We start from the raw sequence: 18,065 nt of genomic DNA on the forward strand, positions 1-18,065 counted from the left end.
CCACGCCATCAGTGATCATCTCTTCTATATAATAGGTGTCACAAGACATCGCGGAAGCCGCCGAAATCACCTGCTCTGCATTCAACAGGTTCAATGCGACGCCGCCCATCTCGGACTTGTGGGCAAGCCCACGCGCTTTGAGGACAATTGGCAACATGGGCTTTGCAAGCTGTCCGGCTTCTTCCGGTGACGACGCCAGAGCGTGGCGCGGCACATCAAGGCCGCATCCCGCGAGGACGGATTTGGCTTCGGCCTCATCGCGCATGATGGTCTCAATATGAAGACCGGGTTTGGGGATCGGGCGATCGGGATCTGCGCCATGTCGCGGGCCATAAATGACTGCAAGCGCATCCAGCGCGGCATCCAGACCATGCAACGGCAGGATACCAAGCTGCATAAGCCGCGCCGACATGTCCTCGGGCAAGGAGTCCGACAAGGACGTCAGCAGAGCAATCTTTTTGCCGGTGCGCTGCCGGGCTAGGATTGCAGCCTCTTCGACGCAATCCCATGCGTCGGTCTGACATCGATCCGGCCTTGGGAAATCGACCACGATTACAGTGAGTGCCGCCGGACCGGATGCCATGATCGCATAGACCTCGGCCATCTTGGGCGCATCGTTCCAGATGAAGGTATGATAATCGAGCGGGTTGGCGCGGGTGACCAGTGGACCCAGCACATCATAGAGCGTCGCGTCCTGCGCTTGGGTCAAAGGGGCAAAGGTCAATCCACGCGCATCTCCGCCATCGGCCATGAGGCTGGCCTCGCCGCCGGAACAGGATAGTGACGCAATGGCGCCCGGCGCTGTTGGCCCGTAGAGATGCGCGTGTTTCAAGGCTTCGATCAGGGCATCAAGTGACCGGACCCGCAGGATGCCCAATCGATCAAACAGGGCGGTGGCCCCGGCATCAGAACCCGACAATGACGCCGTGTGCGACAAGGCCGCGGTCTGTGCCGCCTCCGACCGTCCGGACTTAAATGCAATGACTGGTTTGCCGAGGCGATGCGCCTCTTTCATCAGGTCTTGCAGGGCCGAAAGATCACCAACACCTTCAATATGCAACCCAAGCGCGGTGATCCTTGGATCCTGTATCAAAGCCTGTGCGATCTGGCTCAGCCCGATTTGAGCCTGGTTGCCTGCCGTGCCCAAAAACGCGATCGGCAATCCGCGCCGTTGCATCGACAGGTTTAAGGCAATGTTCGAACTTTGCGTGAGAATTGCCACACCGCTGTCGACCGGGATCAGTCCATGCACATCAGGCCAAAGTGCGACTTGGTCCAGCGCGTTCACAAACCCGTAACAGTTGGGTCCGATGACCGCCATGCCCCCTGCTGCCTCAACGAGAGCGCTGTTCAAGGCGGCGCCATCGCTGGTTTCGGCAAAACCGCTTGCAAAACAGACCGCGCCCCCGGCCCCCAAAGCCGACAGTTCGCGCAGACACGCGATGGTAGCATTGCGGTTAACTCCGAGGAAGCAGGCATCAGGCGATGCAGGCAGGTCTGCAATAGACCGGATCGCACCTTCCGCGGTCGGATGCACATGCCAAACGGGGCCGGCGAACCCCATGCGGTCGAGCGATGCAATCACCGAGCGGCACCATGCTCCGCCGCCGATGACGGCAACCGACGCCGGTTTGAACAGGCGCTCAAGCCCGCTCTGCGTCATTTTTCGCACCGGATTTTGCATCGGGACCACGCGGCGCCACAATTCTTCTGCGAAGAATCGGGCCCCGGGGTTAAGAAATCGTTAAACACTGGCGTCACGCTCCCAAGGGCCGCAGCAGATCGCGGCTGATGATGTGACGCTGAATCTCGGATGTGCCGTCCCAAATCCGCTCGACCCGAGCGTCCCGCCAGAACCGTTCGATGGGATAGTCGTCCATCAAGCCCATCCCGCCATGGATCTGCAGGGTCGCATCGGTTACCCGCGCCAGCATTTCGCTTGCGTAGAGTTTCGCGCTGGCGATCTCGCGGTTCGCGGGCAGCCCCTGATCGAGCCGCCATGCCGCCGACAGGGTTAGCCAATCTGCCGCATCAATCTCGGTGATCATGTCGGCGATCTGAAAGCTGACCCCCTGGAACTTACCGATCTGCTGGCCGAACTGCTTGCGCTCGGCGGCGTAGGACAGCGCGTGGTCAAACACGCGCCGCGCACGGCCGACACTCATCGTCGCCACTGTGATCCGCGTGGCATAAAGCCAGGTGTTCATCACCTCGAACCCGCCATCGACCGCGCCCAAGACCTGCGCATCGCTCAACCGGCAATCATCGAAGTCGAGGATGCAATTCTTGTAGCCCCGGTGGCTGACCGATTTGTAGCCATCGCGCACGGTAAAGCCAGGATGTCCACGGTCCACGAGGAAACAGGTGATGCGCTTCTTTGGCCCCTTCGGGGTTTCATCGACGCCGGTCGCCACGAAGACGATGAAGAAATCTGCGTGATCCGCGCCCGAGATGAAATGCTTGGTGCCATTGACCACCCAATCTCCGCCATCGCGTCGTGCGGTGCAGGACATGCCGCGCACGTCCGAACCGGCCTCGGGTTCTGTCATCGCAAGCGCGTCCATGCGCTCACCACGCACCGCAGGGAGCAGATACCGCTCTTTCTGATCACCCTCGCAGGCCATCAGGATGTTCTGCGGCCGACCAAAAAAATGCGTGAGCGCCATCGATCCGCGCCCCAGTTCGCGTTCGACCAACGCAAAGTCCAGATGCGAGAGGCCTGCGCCGCCAGCCTCTTCTGGGAAATTGCAGGCGTAGAAGCCAAGGTCGATCACCTTGCGCTTGATCTCCTGCGCCACCTCATGCGGAACCTCGCCAGTCCGCTCGACCTCTGTCTCATGCGGATAGATCTCGCGCTCGACAAACTCGCGCACGGTGGAGACGATCATCTCCTGTTCGTCTGACAGTCCGAAATTCATGCCCCCGCCTCCGCGTGTTTTGCCGCCAGAGCCTCGACCGCCTCAAGCACATCCGGCAAAGGCGGGCAGGATCGGCGCGTTTCCAGCGACACATGCAGCAGGAATTGGTCGCAAGTGGCCAGCAGTTCATGGTCTGATGCTCGGTGCATCTGGTGCCAGAGCTTCAGTTTTTTGCCCTGCCCGATCATCACCCGCGTGGTGACATAAATGTCTTCGCCTGCATGGGTCTCATTCAGATACTTGATGGTTGTCTCAGCCGTGAAATAGCTGTTTCCCGCCGCGATATAGTCGCGGTCCGCGCCGATATGTGTCATCAATTCCTCTGACGCGTCGCTGAACAGCTGCCCGTACCGACCTTCGTTCATATGGCCGTTGATGTCGGTCCAATCGACTGGCACCACCCGGCGCACCGTCACCAGTGGCACCTCTTCCCCCAGAGGCCCTCGCAGCGCAGTGTCATGCTCGAGGATCAACTTTCCAGCCCCGGCTCCTTGTTGCTTGAGCCCGCGCAGGATGGCGACAAGATTGTTGTCCCGCAGGCGTTCGAGATCGCGGATGACCATATGGCCCGACTGTGCATCGGACTGGCCTGCAATCAGGTCCACCAGCTCATCCGTAAACTCGGGCACATCCGTGAGCTTGGTCCACGGCCATTGCAGGCACGGCCCGAACTGCGCCATGAAGTGCCGCATCCCGGCCTCGCCGCCCGCCACGCGGTAGGTCTCGAAGAGGCCCATCTGCGCCCAACGCAAACCAAAGCCGTAGCGGATCGCGTTGTCGATTTCCTCGGTTGTGGCGATGCCATCCTTGACCAGCCAAAGCGCCTCGCGCCAGACCGCCTCAAGGAACCGGTCGGCGATGTGCGCGTCGATTTCGGCGCGGACATGTAGGGGATACATTCCGATGGCCGTCAGGATCTCCTTGGCCCGCGCGACGATGGCCTCGTCAGTGGCCGCACTCGGCACCAATTCGGCCAAAGGCAACAGGTAGACCGGGTTGAACGGATGCGCGACAACGATTTGGCCGGGGCGTGCCGCGCCCTGCTGCAATTCCGATGGCTTGAACCCGGAGGTCGATGACGCGAGAACCGCGCCTTCAGGACACGCCCCCTGTATCTCGGCAATCACCCGGTGCTTGATGTCGAGCCGCTCCGGCACGCTTTCCTGTATCCAGTCCGCGCCCGTCACCGCCTCGGCGACTGTTTCAACCAGCCGGATCTGCCCGCGCTTGGGCATCGGCGCTTCATAGAGCATCGGCAAAACCCGCGCCGCGTTGCCCATGACCTCGCCGATCTTACGCTCTGCCTCGGGATCGGGGTCAAAAACGCGCACCTCCCATCCCATAAGGGCAAATCGCGCGGCCCAGCCGCCGCCAATCACGCCACCGCCGATGATGGCCGCTACTTTGGTCATGGTGTCAAAGTCTCCGTATGTCCGTCGATGGCCACGATCTGGCCCGAAATCCGTTTCGCGTGCGGCGAGGCAAGCCACGCCACCGTGTCCGCCACATCCTCGGCCGTCACCCATGTGCGCAGCGACACGCCTTTGACGTAAAGCGCGCGCACCTCGTCATGCGTCTTGCCCGAGGCCGCGGCTTCCATTGCCACAACCCGGTCCATCCGGTCGCCCTCGACAGCACCGGGGCAGATCGCGTTCACCCGCACGCCCGCTGGACCAAGCTCCATGGCGAGGGTCTTGGTCAGGCCGACAATGCCCCATTTCGCCGTCGCGTAGGGAGACCGCAGCGGATAGCCAAACTGCCCGGCGGTCGAAGAGGTCAGGACGATCAACCCCTGCCCGGCCGCCCGCATCCGCCGCGCGGCCCAGCGGCAGGTGAGAAACGTGCCCGAGAGGTTCACCTCGACACAGCGGTTCCAATCGGCAAGGCTCAGGTCTTCGATCCGCCCCGCAGGCCCACCGATCCCGGCATTGGCGCAGACCACATCGACCTGATCCCAAGCGGCGTCGATCTGGTCGAAAAACGCCTGCATCTGCGCCTCGTTGGTCACATCCGCCACGCAGGCGATTGCGTCGGGGTACGCCGCCGCAAATGCCGCTACCGCATTCAGGTCCGCGTCGCAGATGGCAACGCGGTCGCCTTCGGTCATGAACCGTACTGCCATTGCCCGCCCTAGCCCGGACGCGCCGGCGGTGATGACGACGTGCCTCATAGCCGCGCCGCCACAGCCTCGGCCATCACCGCCCCAAAGGCGTGATGCGCCTCCACTTCCCAATGGATGCCGTCCACATCGGACACGGACACATGCCGCCCGGCCTCCAGAAAGCCGCAGCCCTGCCGCTCCGCCGCCGCCGCGATATGCTCTGCCAGGCCCACTTGTCGCGCCTCGGCACCGGCAAAGGCATGTGCCTGCACACCCGCCTCTTTCACCGGCACCGGAGAGACCAGCAGGATGTCGTTCACCTCGATCTCGTTCCGCGTTGTCACGATCAACCGTTCCAAAGAGCGGGCAATCTCGAAGGTGGTAACAGAAAACCGGTTCTTGAGGTCATTTGTCCCCAGCATCAGAACCATCAGGTCAATCGGGCGATGGCTGTGCAGGATCGCGGGCAGAACAGTGAGGCCATTCCGCATCCCGCCTTCAACCACATCATCATGGACCGTTGTCCGCCCAGGCAAGCCTTCGGAAATGACCGTGTGATCGGCTCCAAGGCTGGCCGCCATCACATCGGGCCAGCGATCGCCCGGACCGTGGCGTTCGAACTTCCCCACCTGTGTGAGCGGCTTGGTGCCGTGGGTGTTGCTGTCGCCGTAACAGAGAATGACAGCCATCTCAGCCTCGCGGCGCGCGTTTGGTCAGACCCAGCTTGTCCCGCACCGCCTGTGGCCCCATGACCTTGGCACCCATGCCTTCGACGATGCCGACCGCCCGTTCCACCAATTGTGCGTTGGTCGCCAGCACGCCTTTGTCGAGCCACAGGTTGTCCTCAAGCCCCACCCGCACATGGCCCCCCGCAAGAACCGCAGCCGCCGCATAGGCCATCTGGTTCCGCCCCAATGAGAACGCGCTGAAGGTCCAGTGATCGGGTACGTTGTTCACCATGGCCATGAAGGTGTTGAGGTCATTCGGCGCACCCCACGGCACCCCCATGCAAAGCTGCACAAGCGCAGGGTCCTCAAGGATGCCTTCCTTCACCAGTTCCTTGGCGAACCACAGGTGACCGGTGTCAAACGCTTCGATCTCGGCCTTCACGCCCAGATCGGTCATCATCTTGCCCATCGCGCGCAGCATGCCGGGGGTGTTGGTCATGACGTAATCGGCTTCGGCGAAATTCATCGTGCCACAGTCGAGCGTGCAGATCTCCGGCAGGCACTCCGCCACATGCGCCACGCGCTCTTCGGCCCCCACCATATCGGTGCCTTTGGGGTTCACGGGGAGCGGATTCTCGGTGGATCCGAAGGTGATATCGCCGCCCATTCCAGCGGTGAGGTTCAGTACGACATCCACCTCCGCATCGCGAATACGGTCCGTAACCTCCCGGTAATACTCAAGTTTTCGCGAAGGCGCACCCGTCTCCGGGTCACGCACATGGCAATGCACAATGGCCGCGCCGGCCTTGGCGGCGGCGATGGCGCTGTCGGCGATCTCTTTGGGGGATTTGGGGACGTGGGGGCTTCGGTTTTGGGTGCTGCCGGAGCCGGTGACGGCGCAGGTGATGAAGACCTCTTGGGTCATGGTCAGTGGCATGGTCGTTCTCCCTCGTCTTTCGCCGGAGACTGGGTGCAAACGCATGCGAGTGCAATGGGGATTGCGACAAAAGCAAAACCATTCCCGACAGCCAAAAGCGCCCGAATTCCGGCATAAAATCGCCTTAAATCAACGATATCGCCGGGTTTACGCCACATCGCCTGGGGAGGCATCATGCGACATTATCCTGACCTGCAAAGCGCAGGTCACACCGACGCGCGTCGGGCAAAACTGTTTGAATTGCACCGTCAGGAGCAGCTTCAGACAGGCTCTGGACGGGCCTATTCCGGGCCTGACGCACAGCGCCCGGACATCGCGCTGGCGCTGCGGGAACGGGCGAACCGTTCGCTTCGACCCGCCGAACCGCAAGGTTCAACCGTACGGTAAAGGTCCAACCTCACGGTTCATCCGTACGGTTCGACACGGACCTTACGGTTGGGCCAAAAAACCACCCGAACCGTACGGTTCAGCCCTTGAATCCGGTTGCGACGACGAACTTTTCGGAGCTGTCAGACCGGGACGCGGGCGGCTTGACGTTCATCACCTTGGTGAAGCGCTGCTTGAGAAGCTGCTGCAAGCTGCCCTCTGCCCCGCCGGCCAGAACCTTGGCGACGAAGGTGCCGCCCTCTTCGAGCACGTCGAAGGCGAAATGGGCGGCGGTCTCGCAGAGGTGGATGATGCGCAGGTGGTCGGTCTGCTTGTGACCGGAACTGGCGGCGGCCATGTCGGACATGACCACATCGGCGGGGCCGCCGAGCCATTCCTTGACCTTCTCATCCGCACCCTCGTCCAGAAAATCGAGCTGGTGCAATTCGCAGCCGGCAATCGGCTCCATCTCCTGCAGGTCGATGCCAAGGACGGTGCCGATCTTCTTGCCCGGTTTCTCGCCAAGCGCGTTCACCCGTTTGACGGCGACCTGACACCAGCCACCGGGGGCAGCCCCCAGATCGACGACACGGGCACCGGGGACAAGGAAGCGGTACTTTTCGTCCAGTTCGAGAATCTTGTAGGCGGCGCGGCCCCGGTAGCCTTCGGCATGGGCGCGTTTGACGTAAGGATCGTTCAACTGCCGCTGCAGCCAGCGGGTCGAACTGAGCTTGCGCCCCCGCGCGGATTTCACCTTGACCTTGAGGTCCCGCTGTCCGCGCCCGGAGGTGTTCTTGCCGGTTGGGGTCTTGGCCATGTCTGCGCCCTTCGTGGTGGTTTGGCTTTGCCCTAGCATATGGGTTTGGAAAGGTCAGCATGCGATACCCAATGTTTCGCGCGCGAAACATTGGGTCCGGATCGGACCTATTAACCTTTTAGTAACACGCGTTGTGGTGTCCTTAGGATGAGTGACCTCACGCATTATCCGTCACGGTTCTCAAATCACAGCCAGCCTCACCTCCCTGAACAAGTTCGGGCCCGAAGCCATCCGCCAAAGCACGCTCGGGCAAGTGGCCGAACTCACCCCCTAGGGCGGCCTGTCGCTGGCCTGCTGGCTTGCGTTCAAGGTTTGTGAGAGAGAGTTAGTGGGGCGCCACCAACGGTGGATTCTGGGAGTATACGGTACAATTAGCACCACAGAAATGCAAAACAATGCTTCTCATGAATAGTAAAAGGGAGTTTCGCGCACCCGCTTGATCGGCAAGGTGATGGACCAAGCCAGATTACGTTGAACAATAAAATCGCAAATACACACAAAGTTTCGAGTGACGCCAAGAAACACTACCAACCAACAAAAAAACCATAAACGAGTAGTAAAAAGACACGCAAAGTCGGGATGATTAAAAGCACGAAACCGAAAATATACATTGCTGAGATAGCTACCCTCAAACGAAAGCGCGTATAATCTAACGCTTGAAACCGCACAAAAGCAGTATCCTTTGCCAGTTGAGGCGCAAGTTCGAAAACGGGTAGAGTTATTGGCCATACTACCCGTTGGTTCATCCACAACATGTTGGCAAATTCTGTAAAATCCAAATAGCCTGTTCCAGTAATTATCTCTGGCAGACCTTCGCTACCCTCGTTCCCATAGTCGGTCTTTGTGTAGAATTCCTCCATAAGACTATGAAAATCCCCTTCCAGTTCACCTGGATACTCGGGGTTCTCCCAAGAAACCTCATCTCTTACATGTGAATGATGAAGTTCAAGAAGGTGACGAAAATTGGACTTTGATAGAACTGGTGTTTCTGTCGATGAAGCTTGTGCAACAAACAATTCCTTGTTCGGCTGATCTTGAATTTCTTGTGGACACAAAGCTGAGAACAACAAGGACGCCACGCCGAGCGCGCACAATCCAAAGTAAGTAAAGTAAAGGTTAGAGACAGAAAGTTCTGAGCTATCGTCTCTCCCGATGTCTTCATTAAGGAACTCAGGAAATTGAAATAAGACCTCGGTTTGTTGATTAAATAAAAGGAACAGACCAAGCATCGGTACTAGCGCGGTAAGTCTGACAACAGGTAGCGTCCCAAGCTTAGCCAGTTTTGACCACGTAACTTTGCGAGAGAGCTTTACCCAAAAAGTGCCGATTCTTTGCATCATAGATACCAGAAATGGAAAATACGAAAAACAACGAGTGTCTTCCCCAATTGGCGGTTATTGCTCGGCTAACCCCATTGCTTTTCAAGCACGAGTGGCTCTGAGTATGAGATTTTTCCATTGCTCTCAACCACGACGGTAAAGCAACCATTTCGACTTTTCACGCCAAAAACATATCTACAAATCGCCTGCTTGGCAGCTTCCTCGTTACTCTTAACCCCAAGCGAGAACTCTGGAGAACCGTACTCCGCATGGTCAGGCCAATCCATCATAACACGTTCAGTTGCTAGAAGGTCTTCGTACCCAGCTACAGTCGTGAAATAATGTCGAACAGCCAGATGTATTTCTAGTGTATCTGCTTCTAGGCCTAAAGCTTGCACAGCGTGATGCATAGCCAAGACCTGGGCAGTGTCACGATCAACTCGGTACTCGCCATGAAAATCAAGAACCATTGAACGAACGCTTTCATAGATAGCGAGCCATTTCGGCCAGTTTTCTTCAATGGTCGAAGGTGCCCCAATGATGGAGAGTGCGATAGCAGCGGCACTTGCGCTTTGCCAAATCGCTGCAGGCCAATCGGCACCAAGTCCCGCATTACCATCGAGAACAACAATACCCTCAGGAGGATTTTGAACCAACCGAAGAAAATCTTTGTTACCGCTGTCCGCTTCCACGTCGTAAACATTCTTTGTACTTAGCAATTGCATAAAATCTGCCTGAACTTTCTGAGATGTATCAGCTTAAAAACGGTTCGTTGACTGGAGGCCTCTTGTCAATGGAAACGTCGTGTTGCCACGAACCATTTCGCAAACGCATTTGCTTGACGTTTCACAAAGTGCAATCTCTCTGCGAAGTAAATCAACATTTCGGCTGAGTAAATGCCGAAGGAGACAACTTACGAGCTTTAAACCCGCCGCCACGCGTTTGATCGTAGCTCCCAACACTGGATAGAACTTTCAAAATTTCTCAGCATCACGCAAGACCGGGCCAGCGTCCGTCCGGGGTGGGCGCTTCGACAGTGGAGCGAGGCGCTCCGATTGGCTCGGGATAACGGCTCTTCGGCGTGATGTCGGTGCAGAAGCGCCCGCCCCGGGGGCGGATGGGCGCTGGCCCGTTCCGGGCTGGGGGTGACCTCTTGGGTTTGGGTTGGGTGCGTGGCGTGCCGGGCTGAAGCCCGGCCTACGGGTTTGGTGAGGGATTGCCGGGCGGATGCCCGGCCTACCGGGTCAGGCGCGACGCCATGCGCTCGACCGCCTCTCCCATTGCTGGACGAGGCCGTATTCGATGCTCAGCATCACGCCGGTGAAGGCCAGCGCGTAGGCCATGACGGTGGCGGTGTCGAAGAGCTGAAAATAGAGGTGGATCTGGAAGCCGACGCCGTTGGAGCGGCCGAGGAACTCGACCACCAGCACGATTTTCCAGATCACGGCCAGCCCGTTGCGGGTGCTGGTGGCGACGAACGGCCCCAGTTGCGGCCAGATGATGTGGCGCAGGCGGGTCATCGGCGTCAGGCGGTAGACCTGCGCCATGTCCCCCACTCCGCGGTCGAGCGTGCGGACGCCCTCTCGGATCGTGACGGTGACCATGGCGGTCTTGTTGAGGGCGACGGCGATGATGGCCGCGACCTCGTTCAACCCGATCCAGAGGTAGCAGAGCACGATGATCACCAGCGCGGGCAGGTTCAGAAAGACGGTGACCCACGGGTCGAGCCACATGTTGAGCCGCTCGGACCGGCCCATGGCGATGCCGAGGGTCATGCCGACGGCCATGGCGAGGGTGAAGGCGAGTGCGACGCGGCGCAGGGTGTTGGCCATGTGATACCAGAGCGCGCCTGATGCGCTCTCGTCCGCGATCTCGTGCCAAACGGCGAGCGGGGTGGGCAGGATGTCGGCGTCGTTCATCGCCCAGGCGCCGAGCGTCCAGGCGGCGATCAGCAGGGCGAGCGAGATCAGGGTGACGTGGAGTGGTGCGCGCATGGGGGCAGCATAGGGGATTTCATGGCGGTGCCGCTCTTGGACGAAGGTCCAATAGGGTTCGGCGGGGATGCGGATTTATGGTCGCGGTCATGGGAGGCCTTCGTTTCATCTTCGCCGCGGTTTTGTGGTGCGTGAGCGCAGTTTGCGCGGTGGGGGAGGTTTTGTCCGAAGAGGAGATCGGGGCGAAGATCTTTGCGCCGATGAGCCTTGGGGCGCTGATCTCGGACAACGGGGTGTATGAGCTGCTCAATTCGGGCGGCGCGCATGCGGGTTACGTGTTCCAGACCGAGCCGATGGCCGCCCTGCCCGGCTTTTCGGGCGCGCCGATCAATGTGCTGGTGGTGCTGGACCTGGAGGGGCGGTTCCTGGATGTGCAGCTGTTGGACCATAATGAGCCGATCTTCGTGTCGGGTCTGGGTCAGGCGCCGTTTCATGCGTTCTTTGAGCAGTACCGCGGCCATTCGATCAGCGACTCGCTGGTGGTGGGCACGCCGTATGGCGGGGCAACCGGTGGCGGCGGGTTGATTTATCTGGATGGTGTGACGAAGGCGACCGCGTCGATCCGCATCGCGCATGAAAGCGTGCTGGCGGCGGCGCTGCAGGTGGCGCGCGAGAAGATGCAGGGGATCGCGTCGGGGCCGCCAGCGTATCCGGACCCCGACAATGTCGAGGTGCTGACCTGGGACGATCTGGTCACACAGGGTCTGATCACGCGGCGGGTGGCGAGCAATGCCGAGGTGCAGGCGCTGTTTGCGGGCACGGTGTGGGAGGATGACGATTCCGAGGCGCTGGACGCGCCGGATGCGCCGTACCTCGACCTCTGGATCGCGGATGTGGGGCCGAAGTCGATCGCGCGGGTGCTTCTGGACGAGGACACGCTGGAGGAGTTGGACCGGTTCATGTCGATCTCGACCTTCGACGAGCCGATCCTCGTGATCGAGACGGCGCGGCACGGGTTGGTGTCCGAGGATTTCGTACGCAACACGTCGCCCGACTGGATCGGCGTGCAGCAGGACGGGTTTCCTGTGGCGCTGCGCGATGCGGATCTGTTTGTGGAACTCAGCGACAGCGTACCGGATGACCTCCAAGACGGCGTCGCGATGATCCTGCGCACCGACCGGCGGCTGGGGTTCGATCCGACACGCGAGTGGACAATGAGCGTCGACGCGGTGCGCGAACACGGGATGTTCCAGCCAGAGATCGGATCGGTGCAGCTGACCGCGACCCATGTGACGGACGAGAGGTTCTACGCCCGTCCGGTGGTGGTCGAAAAGCTGCCGCCGTGGAAAGAGGCGATCCTGAACCGCGAGACAGACCTCATCTTGCTGGCGGTGGTTCTTGCGGGATTGGTCGCGCTGCTGTTGGGGGCACAAAGCTGGCTGGCGGGATTGGCGGCTTTCACGCCGGTGCGGCTGGGCATCCTCGCGGGCGTTCTGGGGTTCATCGGTTGGTGGGGACAGGGGCAATTGTCCATCGTCACACCGCTCGCGGCACTGCAGACCTCTATGGCAGGCGGATCGTTTGCGTTCCTGCTCTACGATCCATTCTCACTGCTGATCTGGGGCGTGGCGATCCTTGGTTTCGTGCTCTGGGGGCGCGGGCTTTTCTGTGGTTGGCTCTGCCCGTTTGGCGCATTGCAGGAATTCGCGCACCACTTGGGCCGCCTGCTGCGCCTGCCGAAGATCGAACCCAGCGCGCGCTGGGATGCACGGCTGAAATCCCTGAAATACGTCGCGTTGGCTGGATTGGTCGCCGTGACCGTCTTTGCGCCGTCCTACATGGACAAAGCGGCCGAGATCGAACCGTTCAAGACGGCGATCACCACCTTCTTCGTGCGGGAATGGTACTATGTGGCCTACGCCGCGCTGTGGCTGGTGCTGGGCATGTTTGTTTTCAAAGGCTTCTGCCGCTACCTCTGCCCCCTCGGCGCCCTGATGGCCATCGGCGGGGTATTGCGCCTGCGCCGCTGGATTCCCCGCCGGGAGGAATGCGGATCCCCGTGTCAGCTGTGCCGGGTCAAATGCAATTACGAAGCCATCGCGCCAAGTGGCAAGATCCAGTATTCGGAATGTTTCCAATGCCTTGACTGCGTGGCAATCCATGATGACGCGGATCAGTGCGTGCCCTTGATCCTCAAGGGTCGGGCCGGTCGCCGGGCGCCGCGCACTCTGGGCCATCCCAACACGGTGCCTGCCCAATGAAACGACGCCGCTTCATCACCCTCGCCGCTGCCTTTGCCTGCGCCCCTGCCCTCGCGCGGGCTGACACGTGGTCGGGTCAGGCACTAGGGGCGGAGGTGTCGGTGACCCTTCACGGGCCGCGCGAGATGACGCAACGCGCCCTGGCTGACGTGCCACGCCTGCTGGTGAATTTCGAAGAGGCGTTCAGCCTGTTCCGCCCAACCTCCCATCTCAGTCGCCTCAACATGATGGGACAGTTGCGCGACCCAAACGCGCTCATGCGCACGCTGATGGCCCGCGCGGACGAGGCGCATCGTCTGAGCGGTGGATTGTTCGATCCCACCATTCAGCCTCTCTGGGACGCGCTGGCGAGAGGCCGCGACACCGCCCCGGCGCGGGCGTCACTTGGCTGGCACCGGGTGCGCTATTCCGACAGAATGATCGAATTGCAGACCGGACAGGCACTGACCTTCAACGGGATCGCCCAAGGGTTTGCAACCGACGTTGTGCGATTGCTTCTGCGCAAACACGGGGTGCAAACAGCGCTGGTCAATATCGGCGAACAGGCGGCGATGGGCGGACCGTTCACGCTCGGTCTGGAGGACCCGACACATGGGCATCTGGGCACGCGCGAGTTGCGCGATATGGCGATTGCCACGTCGAGCCCTGCAGCGATGCGCCTTGGGGACCGGGCGCATATTCTGGGACCGCGCGGGGAGACCCCGCTTTGGTCCACCGTCAGCATCGAAGCTCCCTCGGCCACGATGGCGGATGCGCTGTCGACGGCGGCGGTCTTCATGGACCGCCCTGCCCTTGAACGGCTCAAGGTCGCCGCAGGGCTGAAGCGGATCACATTGGTCGATCCCGACGGCAATCTTCAGACCGTCTGATCTTCTCTGGTTCAAAAATACTTCGGGGGTCTGGGGGTGGCACCCCCAGGATTTTGCGTTGACGCAAAATCACGATGCGTCGACGCATCGTGCGCCCCAAAGGAAAAAGCCCCGGCTTGGAAACCGGGGCTTTGTCGTTTCAACGTCTGACCAGATCAGCGTGCGGCAGCGACCGCGCGCTTGGTCATCACGGCCACGAGATGTGCGCGATATGCGCCCGAGCCATGCAGGTCCGAGATCATACCGTCGCCCGACGGTGCAGCCGGCACCGCGTCCGCGGAGAAGTTCGACGAGAGCGCCGCTTCGGCCTCGGTCCAGCGGAAGACGCCATTCTCGGACGCCCCTGTCACCGCGACGCGCACACCGTCCGCGTATTTGGCAACGAACACCCCGACCAGCGCAAAGCGCGAGGCAGGCTGTTCGAACTTCATGTAAGCGGCCTTTTCCGGCACCGGGAAGCGCACTTCGGTGATGATTTCGCCTTCGTTCAGGGCTGTTGCGAACATCCCCTGGAAGTAATCATCCGCCGCGATGGAGCGGGTGTTGGTGACGATGGTCGCACCGGACGCCAGAGCGGCGGACGGGTAGCAGGCAGAAGGGTCGTTGTTGGCGAGGCTGCCACCGATGGTGCCGCGGTTGCGGACCGCCGGATCACCGATATGGCCTGCCAGATCGGCCAGAGCCGGGTAGGACGACGCTTCGCGGGCGACGGTGGCGTGGGTGGTGCCGCCGCCGATGCAAAGTGCACCGTCATCGCCGGTGCAGACGCCCTTCATCTCCGCGATGCCGGACAGGCTGACCAGCACGGACGGGGCCGAGAGGCGCTGCTTGAGCGTCGGGATCAGGGTCTGGCCGCCGCCCAGAGGCAGTGCTTCGTCGGTGGCCAGTGCTGCCACCGCGTCTGCGACAGAGGTGGGCCGTTGGATGTCAAAGCTATACATGTCTCAAGCCCTCCTTACTGGCCGTTGATCGCTGCCCAGACGCGCGACGGCGACACGGGCATATCGATATGGGAAACGTGGGTGTGGCCACCCGAGTGCAGCGCGTCGATGACCGCGTTCACCACTGTGGGCGGGGAGCCGATGGCACCTGCCTCGCCGCAGCCCTTCACACCCAGCGGGTTGTGGGTGCATGGGGTCTGGCAGGAATGGTCGACCACGTAGTTCGCCATATGCGGCAGGTCGTCGGCGCGCGGCATTGCGTAATCCATGTAGGATGCGCTCAGCAGCTGGCCGTTTTCGTCATAGGCGCAGTTTTCCAGAAGCGCCTGACCGATGCCCTGGGCGATGCCGCCGTGGACCTGGCCTTCGACGATCATCGGGTTGACCACGTTGCCGAAATCATCCGCCGAGACGAACTTTTCGATGGTGACCTTGCCGGTTTCGGGATCGACCTCGACCTCGCAGGCATAGGCGCCTGCCGGGTAGGTGAAGTTGGCCGGATCGTAGAAGGCGGTTTCCTCGAGGCCCGGCTCGATGTCTTCGAGCGGGTAGTTGTGCGGCACGTAGGCGGCGAGCGTCACGTCACCCCAGGCGACCGACTTGTCGGTACCTGCCACGGTGAACTTGCCGTCTTTCAGCTCGATATCGCTGTCGGAGGCTTCGAGAAGGTGGCCCGCGATCTTCTTGGCCTTGTTGATGATCTTCTCGGTCGCGCGGACCATGGCAGAGCCGCAGACCGCCAGCGAGCGTGAGCCGTAGGTGCCCATGCCGAAGGGGATCTTGGAGGTGTCGCCGTGGACGATATCGATCATGCTCTCGTCGATGCCGAGCATTTCTGCCACCACCTGCGGGAACACGGTTTCGTGCCCTTGGCCGTGGCTGTGCGCGCCGACCATCACCGAGATGGAGCCGGTGGCGTTCACGCGAACGGTGGCGGCATCGTAGAGACCGGCGCGTGCGCCGAGCTGACCCACGAGGTTCGAGGGCGCGATGCCGCAGGCTTCGATGAAGCAGTTGACGCCGAGACCGCGGAGCATGCCCTTGGCTTCGGAGGCTTTGCGACGTGCCGCGAAGCCGCCGATGTCCATCAACTCTTCCATCTTGGCCATCGTCGCTTCGTAGTCACCGGTGTCGTATTCGACGGCGACGGGCGTGGCATAGGGGAATTGCGTGATGAAGTTCTGACGGCGGAGCGCGATTGGGTCGACACCCAGTTCACGGGCGGCCTTGTCGATCACGCGCTCCAACTGGAACGTCGCTTCCGGGCGGCCAGCACCGCGATAGGCATCCACCGGGACGGTGTTGGTGAAGACGGCCTTCACGTTCACCTGCACGGCGGGTGTCTTGTAGTTGCCAGCCATCAGAGTGCCGTGGAGCCATGTCGGAACGGACGATGCGAAGGTGGACAGGTACGCGCCCATATTCGCCATCGTGTCGGTGCGGACGCCGATGAAGTTGTTGTCCTTGTCGAGCGCCAGTTCGATCTTGGTCACGTGATCGCGGCCATGGGCGTCTGACATGAACGCTTCAGAGCGGGTTGCCGTCCACTTGACCGGGCGGTTACAGGCCTTGGCGGCGAAGGTGCAGAACGCCTCTTCCGCGTAGTGGAAGATCTTGGTGCCGAAGCCGCCACCCACATCAGGGGCCACAACGCGCAACTTGTGCTCGGGAATGCCCAGAACGAAGGCCCCCATCAGCAGGCGGATCACGTGCGGGTTCTGCGACGTGGTGTAGAGCGTGTGCTCGTCACGGGCGCGGGAATACTCCCCCACGGCGACGCGCGGCTCCATCGGGTTGGCGACGAGGCGGTTGTTCACCAGTTCCAGCGTCGTCACATGGGCTGCGTTCTTGAACGCGGCGTCGGTGGTTTCGGTGTCGGTGCCGAACTGCCAGTCGTAGCAGAGGTTGTCGGACAGATCGTCATGCACCTTGGTGGCACCGGGCTGAAGCGCCTTGGCCATGTCCACAACGGCGGGAAGTTCTTCGATGTCGAGCACGATGGCTTCCGCCGCAGTGCGCGCCTGTTCGAGGCTGTCGGCCACAACGGCGGCGATGGGATCGCCCACGTGGCGGACCTTGCCCTGTGCCAGAACCGGATGCGGCGGTTCCTTCATCGGATCACCGTTCTTGTCCGTCACCTGCCAGCCGCAGGGCAGACCACCCACACCTTCGAAATCCTTGCCGGTGAAGATGCGGACGACGCCCGGCATACCTTCGGCGGCACTGGTGTCGATGCCATTGATTTTGCCATGCGCCATATCGGAGCGCAGGAAATGCACATAGGCCTGGCCATGTACGTTGATGTCGTCGGTATAGTTTCCGGCGCCGGTCAGAAAGCGGACGTCTTCGCGCCGCTTCGGGCTTGCGCCAATGCCATGATCTTTCGGCATAGTGGTGTTCCTCCCTAGGAGTGGCGTGTGCAGGCACACACCCTACAATTGTGGATTATTCAGCCGCGACCGCGGGCACGTCCTGACCGGATGCCGCCATGATGGCGCGCACGATGTTGTGGTAGCCGGTGCAGCGGCAGATATTGCCTTCAAGGTAATCCCGCACTTCCGCCTCGGACGGTTTGGGGTTTTCCTTGAGCAGTGCGGCAGCCGACATCACCATGCCCGGCGTGCAGAAACCGCACTGAAGGCCGTGATAATCCTGAAACGCCTGCTGGATCACGCTGAGCGAGCCATCGGCATTGGCCATGCCTTCGATGGTCTTGACCTCGGCCCCATCGGCCTCGGCGGCAAACATGGTGCAGGACTTTACCGCTTCGCCATTCACATGCACGACGCAGGCCCCGCACTGGGACGTGTCGCAGCCGACATGTGTTCCTGTCAGGCGCAGATCTTCGCGCAGGAATTCGGTTAAAAGCGTGTTGCCCTTCACCTCACCGGAAACGGTCTTGCCGTTTACCGTCATTGTTACCTTTGTCATCAA

General features: G+C 61.0%; 16 protein-coding genes (1 of these 16 cut by a window edge). 3 read left to right on the forward strand and 13 right to left on the reverse strand.

The window, feature by feature from the left end:
- The 6 genes from ACMVPR_RS06460 to ACMVPR_RS06485 form a co-directional block, all read right to left on the reverse strand.
- Positions 1-1,663, reverse strand: the 5' portion of a protein-coding gene (locus ACMVPR_RS06460; protein WP_416882175.1) for an acetate--CoA ligase family protein. The gene continues 347 nt to the left of window position 1, outside the view; only the first 1,663 of its 2,010 coding nucleotides appear in the window; the start codon lies at positions 1,661-1,663; the stop codon falls past the left edge of the window.
- A 94-nt stretch (positions 1,664-1,757) separates the two neighbouring features.
- The gene (locus ACMVPR_RS06465; protein ID WP_416882176.1) at positions 1,758-2,918 is read right to left on the reverse strand and encodes an acyl-CoA dehydrogenase family protein; all 1,161 of its coding nucleotides are present in this window, start codon (positions 2,916-2,918) and stop codon (positions 1,758-1,760) included.
- Positions 2,915-4,330, reverse strand: coding sequence for a carnitine 3-dehydrogenase (locus ACMVPR_RS06470; protein ID WP_416882177.1), 1,416 nt, complete (start codon positions 4,328-4,330; stop codon positions 2,915-2,917). The genes ACMVPR_RS06465 and ACMVPR_RS06470 overlap by 4 nt, the downstream gene beginning before the upstream one ends.
- Entirely contained in the window at positions 4,327-5,088 is a 762-nt protein-coding gene (locus ACMVPR_RS06475; protein ID WP_416882178.1) for an SDR family oxidoreductase, read from the reverse strand. Before ACMVPR_RS06475 ends, ACMVPR_RS06470 begins: the two co-directional genes overlap by 4 nt.
- Complete coding sequence (locus ACMVPR_RS06480) at positions 5,085-5,708, reverse strand: SGNH/GDSL hydrolase family protein (protein WP_416882179.1); 624 nt, start codon at positions 5,706-5,708, stop codon at positions 5,085-5,087. Before ACMVPR_RS06480 ends, ACMVPR_RS06475 begins: the two co-directional genes overlap by 4 nt.
- 1 nt (position 5,709) lies before the next feature.
- Positions 5,710-6,624: a 3-keto-5-aminohexanoate cleavage protein gene (locus tag ACMVPR_RS06485; RefSeq protein WP_416882180.1), complete on the reverse strand. Its 915-nt coding sequence runs from the start codon at positions 6,622-6,624 to the stop codon at positions 5,710-5,712.
- Between the two features lie 174 nt (positions 6,625-6,798).
- Between ACMVPR_RS06485 and ACMVPR_RS06490 the strand changes: the two genes are divergently transcribed.
- Positions 6,799-7,011, forward strand: coding sequence for a hypothetical protein (locus ACMVPR_RS06490; protein ID WP_416882181.1), 213 nt, complete (start codon positions 6,799-6,801; stop codon positions 7,009-7,011).
- A gap of 79 nt (positions 7,012-7,090) precedes the next feature.
- On the opposite strand, the gene ACMVPR_RS06495 is transcribed toward ACMVPR_RS06490, so the two are convergent.
- The 4 genes from ACMVPR_RS06495 to ACMVPR_RS06510 all read right to left on the reverse strand — a co-directional run bounded on the left by ACMVPR_RS06495 (position 7,091) and on the right by ACMVPR_RS06510 (position 11,120).
- On the reverse strand, positions 7,091-7,807 hold the full coding sequence (locus ACMVPR_RS06495; protein ID WP_416882182.1) for an RlmE family RNA methyltransferase: 717 nt from the start codon (positions 7,805-7,807) through the stop codon (positions 7,091-7,093).
- A 524-nt stretch (positions 7,808-8,331) separates the two neighbouring features.
- Positions 8,332-9,147, reverse strand: a complete 816-nt coding sequence (locus tag ACMVPR_RS06500) for a hypothetical protein (RefSeq protein WP_416882183.1) — start codon at positions 9,145-9,147, stop codon at positions 8,332-8,334.
- Between the two features lie 65 nt (positions 9,148-9,212).
- Entirely contained in the window at positions 9,213-9,851 is a 639-nt protein-coding gene (locus ACMVPR_RS06505; protein ID WP_416882184.1) for a hypothetical protein, read from the reverse strand.
- A 519-nt stretch (positions 9,852-10,370) separates the two neighbouring features.
- Positions 10,371-11,120 (reverse strand): ABC transporter permease, encoded by a 750-nt coding sequence (locus ACMVPR_RS06510; protein ID WP_416882185.1) that lies wholly within the window; start codon positions 11,118-11,120, stop codon positions 10,371-10,373.
- 89 nt (positions 11,121-11,209) lie between these two features.
- On the opposite strand from ACMVPR_RS06510, the gene ACMVPR_RS06515 reads away from it, so the two are divergent.
- Both ACMVPR_RS06515 and ACMVPR_RS06520 read left to right on the forward strand, forming a co-directional pair.
- Positions 11,210-13,321: a 4Fe-4S binding protein gene (locus ACMVPR_RS06515; protein WP_416882186.1), complete on the forward strand. Its 2,112-nt coding sequence runs from the start codon at positions 11,210-11,212 to the stop codon at positions 13,319-13,321.
- Positions 13,318-14,190: an FAD:protein FMN transferase gene (locus tag ACMVPR_RS06520; protein WP_416882187.1), complete on the forward strand. Its 873-nt coding sequence runs from the start codon at positions 13,318-13,320 to the stop codon at positions 14,188-14,190. The genes ACMVPR_RS06515 and ACMVPR_RS06520 overlap by 4 nt, the downstream gene beginning before the upstream one ends.
- Before the next feature lie 155 nt (positions 14,191-14,345).
- On the opposite strand, the gene ACMVPR_RS06525 is transcribed toward ACMVPR_RS06520, so the two are convergent.
- The 3 genes from ACMVPR_RS06525 to ACMVPR_RS06535 are packed head-to-tail and all read right to left on the reverse strand — an operon-like array spanning position 14,346 to position 18,062.
- A complete protein-coding gene (locus ACMVPR_RS06525; protein ID WP_416882188.1) occupies positions 14,346-15,131 on the reverse strand; it encodes an FAD binding domain-containing protein in 786 nt (261 codons plus the stop codon).
- Positions 15,132-15,145: 14 nt separating this feature from the next.
- Entirely contained in the window at positions 15,146-17,521 is a 2,376-nt protein-coding gene (locus tag ACMVPR_RS06530) for a xanthine dehydrogenase family protein molybdopterin-binding subunit (protein ID WP_416882189.1), read from the reverse strand.
- 55 nt (positions 17,522-17,576) lie between these two features.
- Positions 17,577-18,062: a (2Fe-2S)-binding protein gene (locus ACMVPR_RS06535; protein ID WP_416882190.1), complete on the reverse strand. Its 486-nt coding sequence runs from the start codon at positions 18,060-18,062 to the stop codon at positions 17,577-17,579.
- Positions 18,063-18,065 lie beyond the last annotated feature (3 nt).

This window comes from Marivita sp. (assembly GCF_048006345.1).
In the GTDB taxonomy this organism is placed as follows: domain Bacteria; phylum Pseudomonadota; class Alphaproteobacteria; order Rhodobacterales; family Rhodobacteraceae; genus Marivita.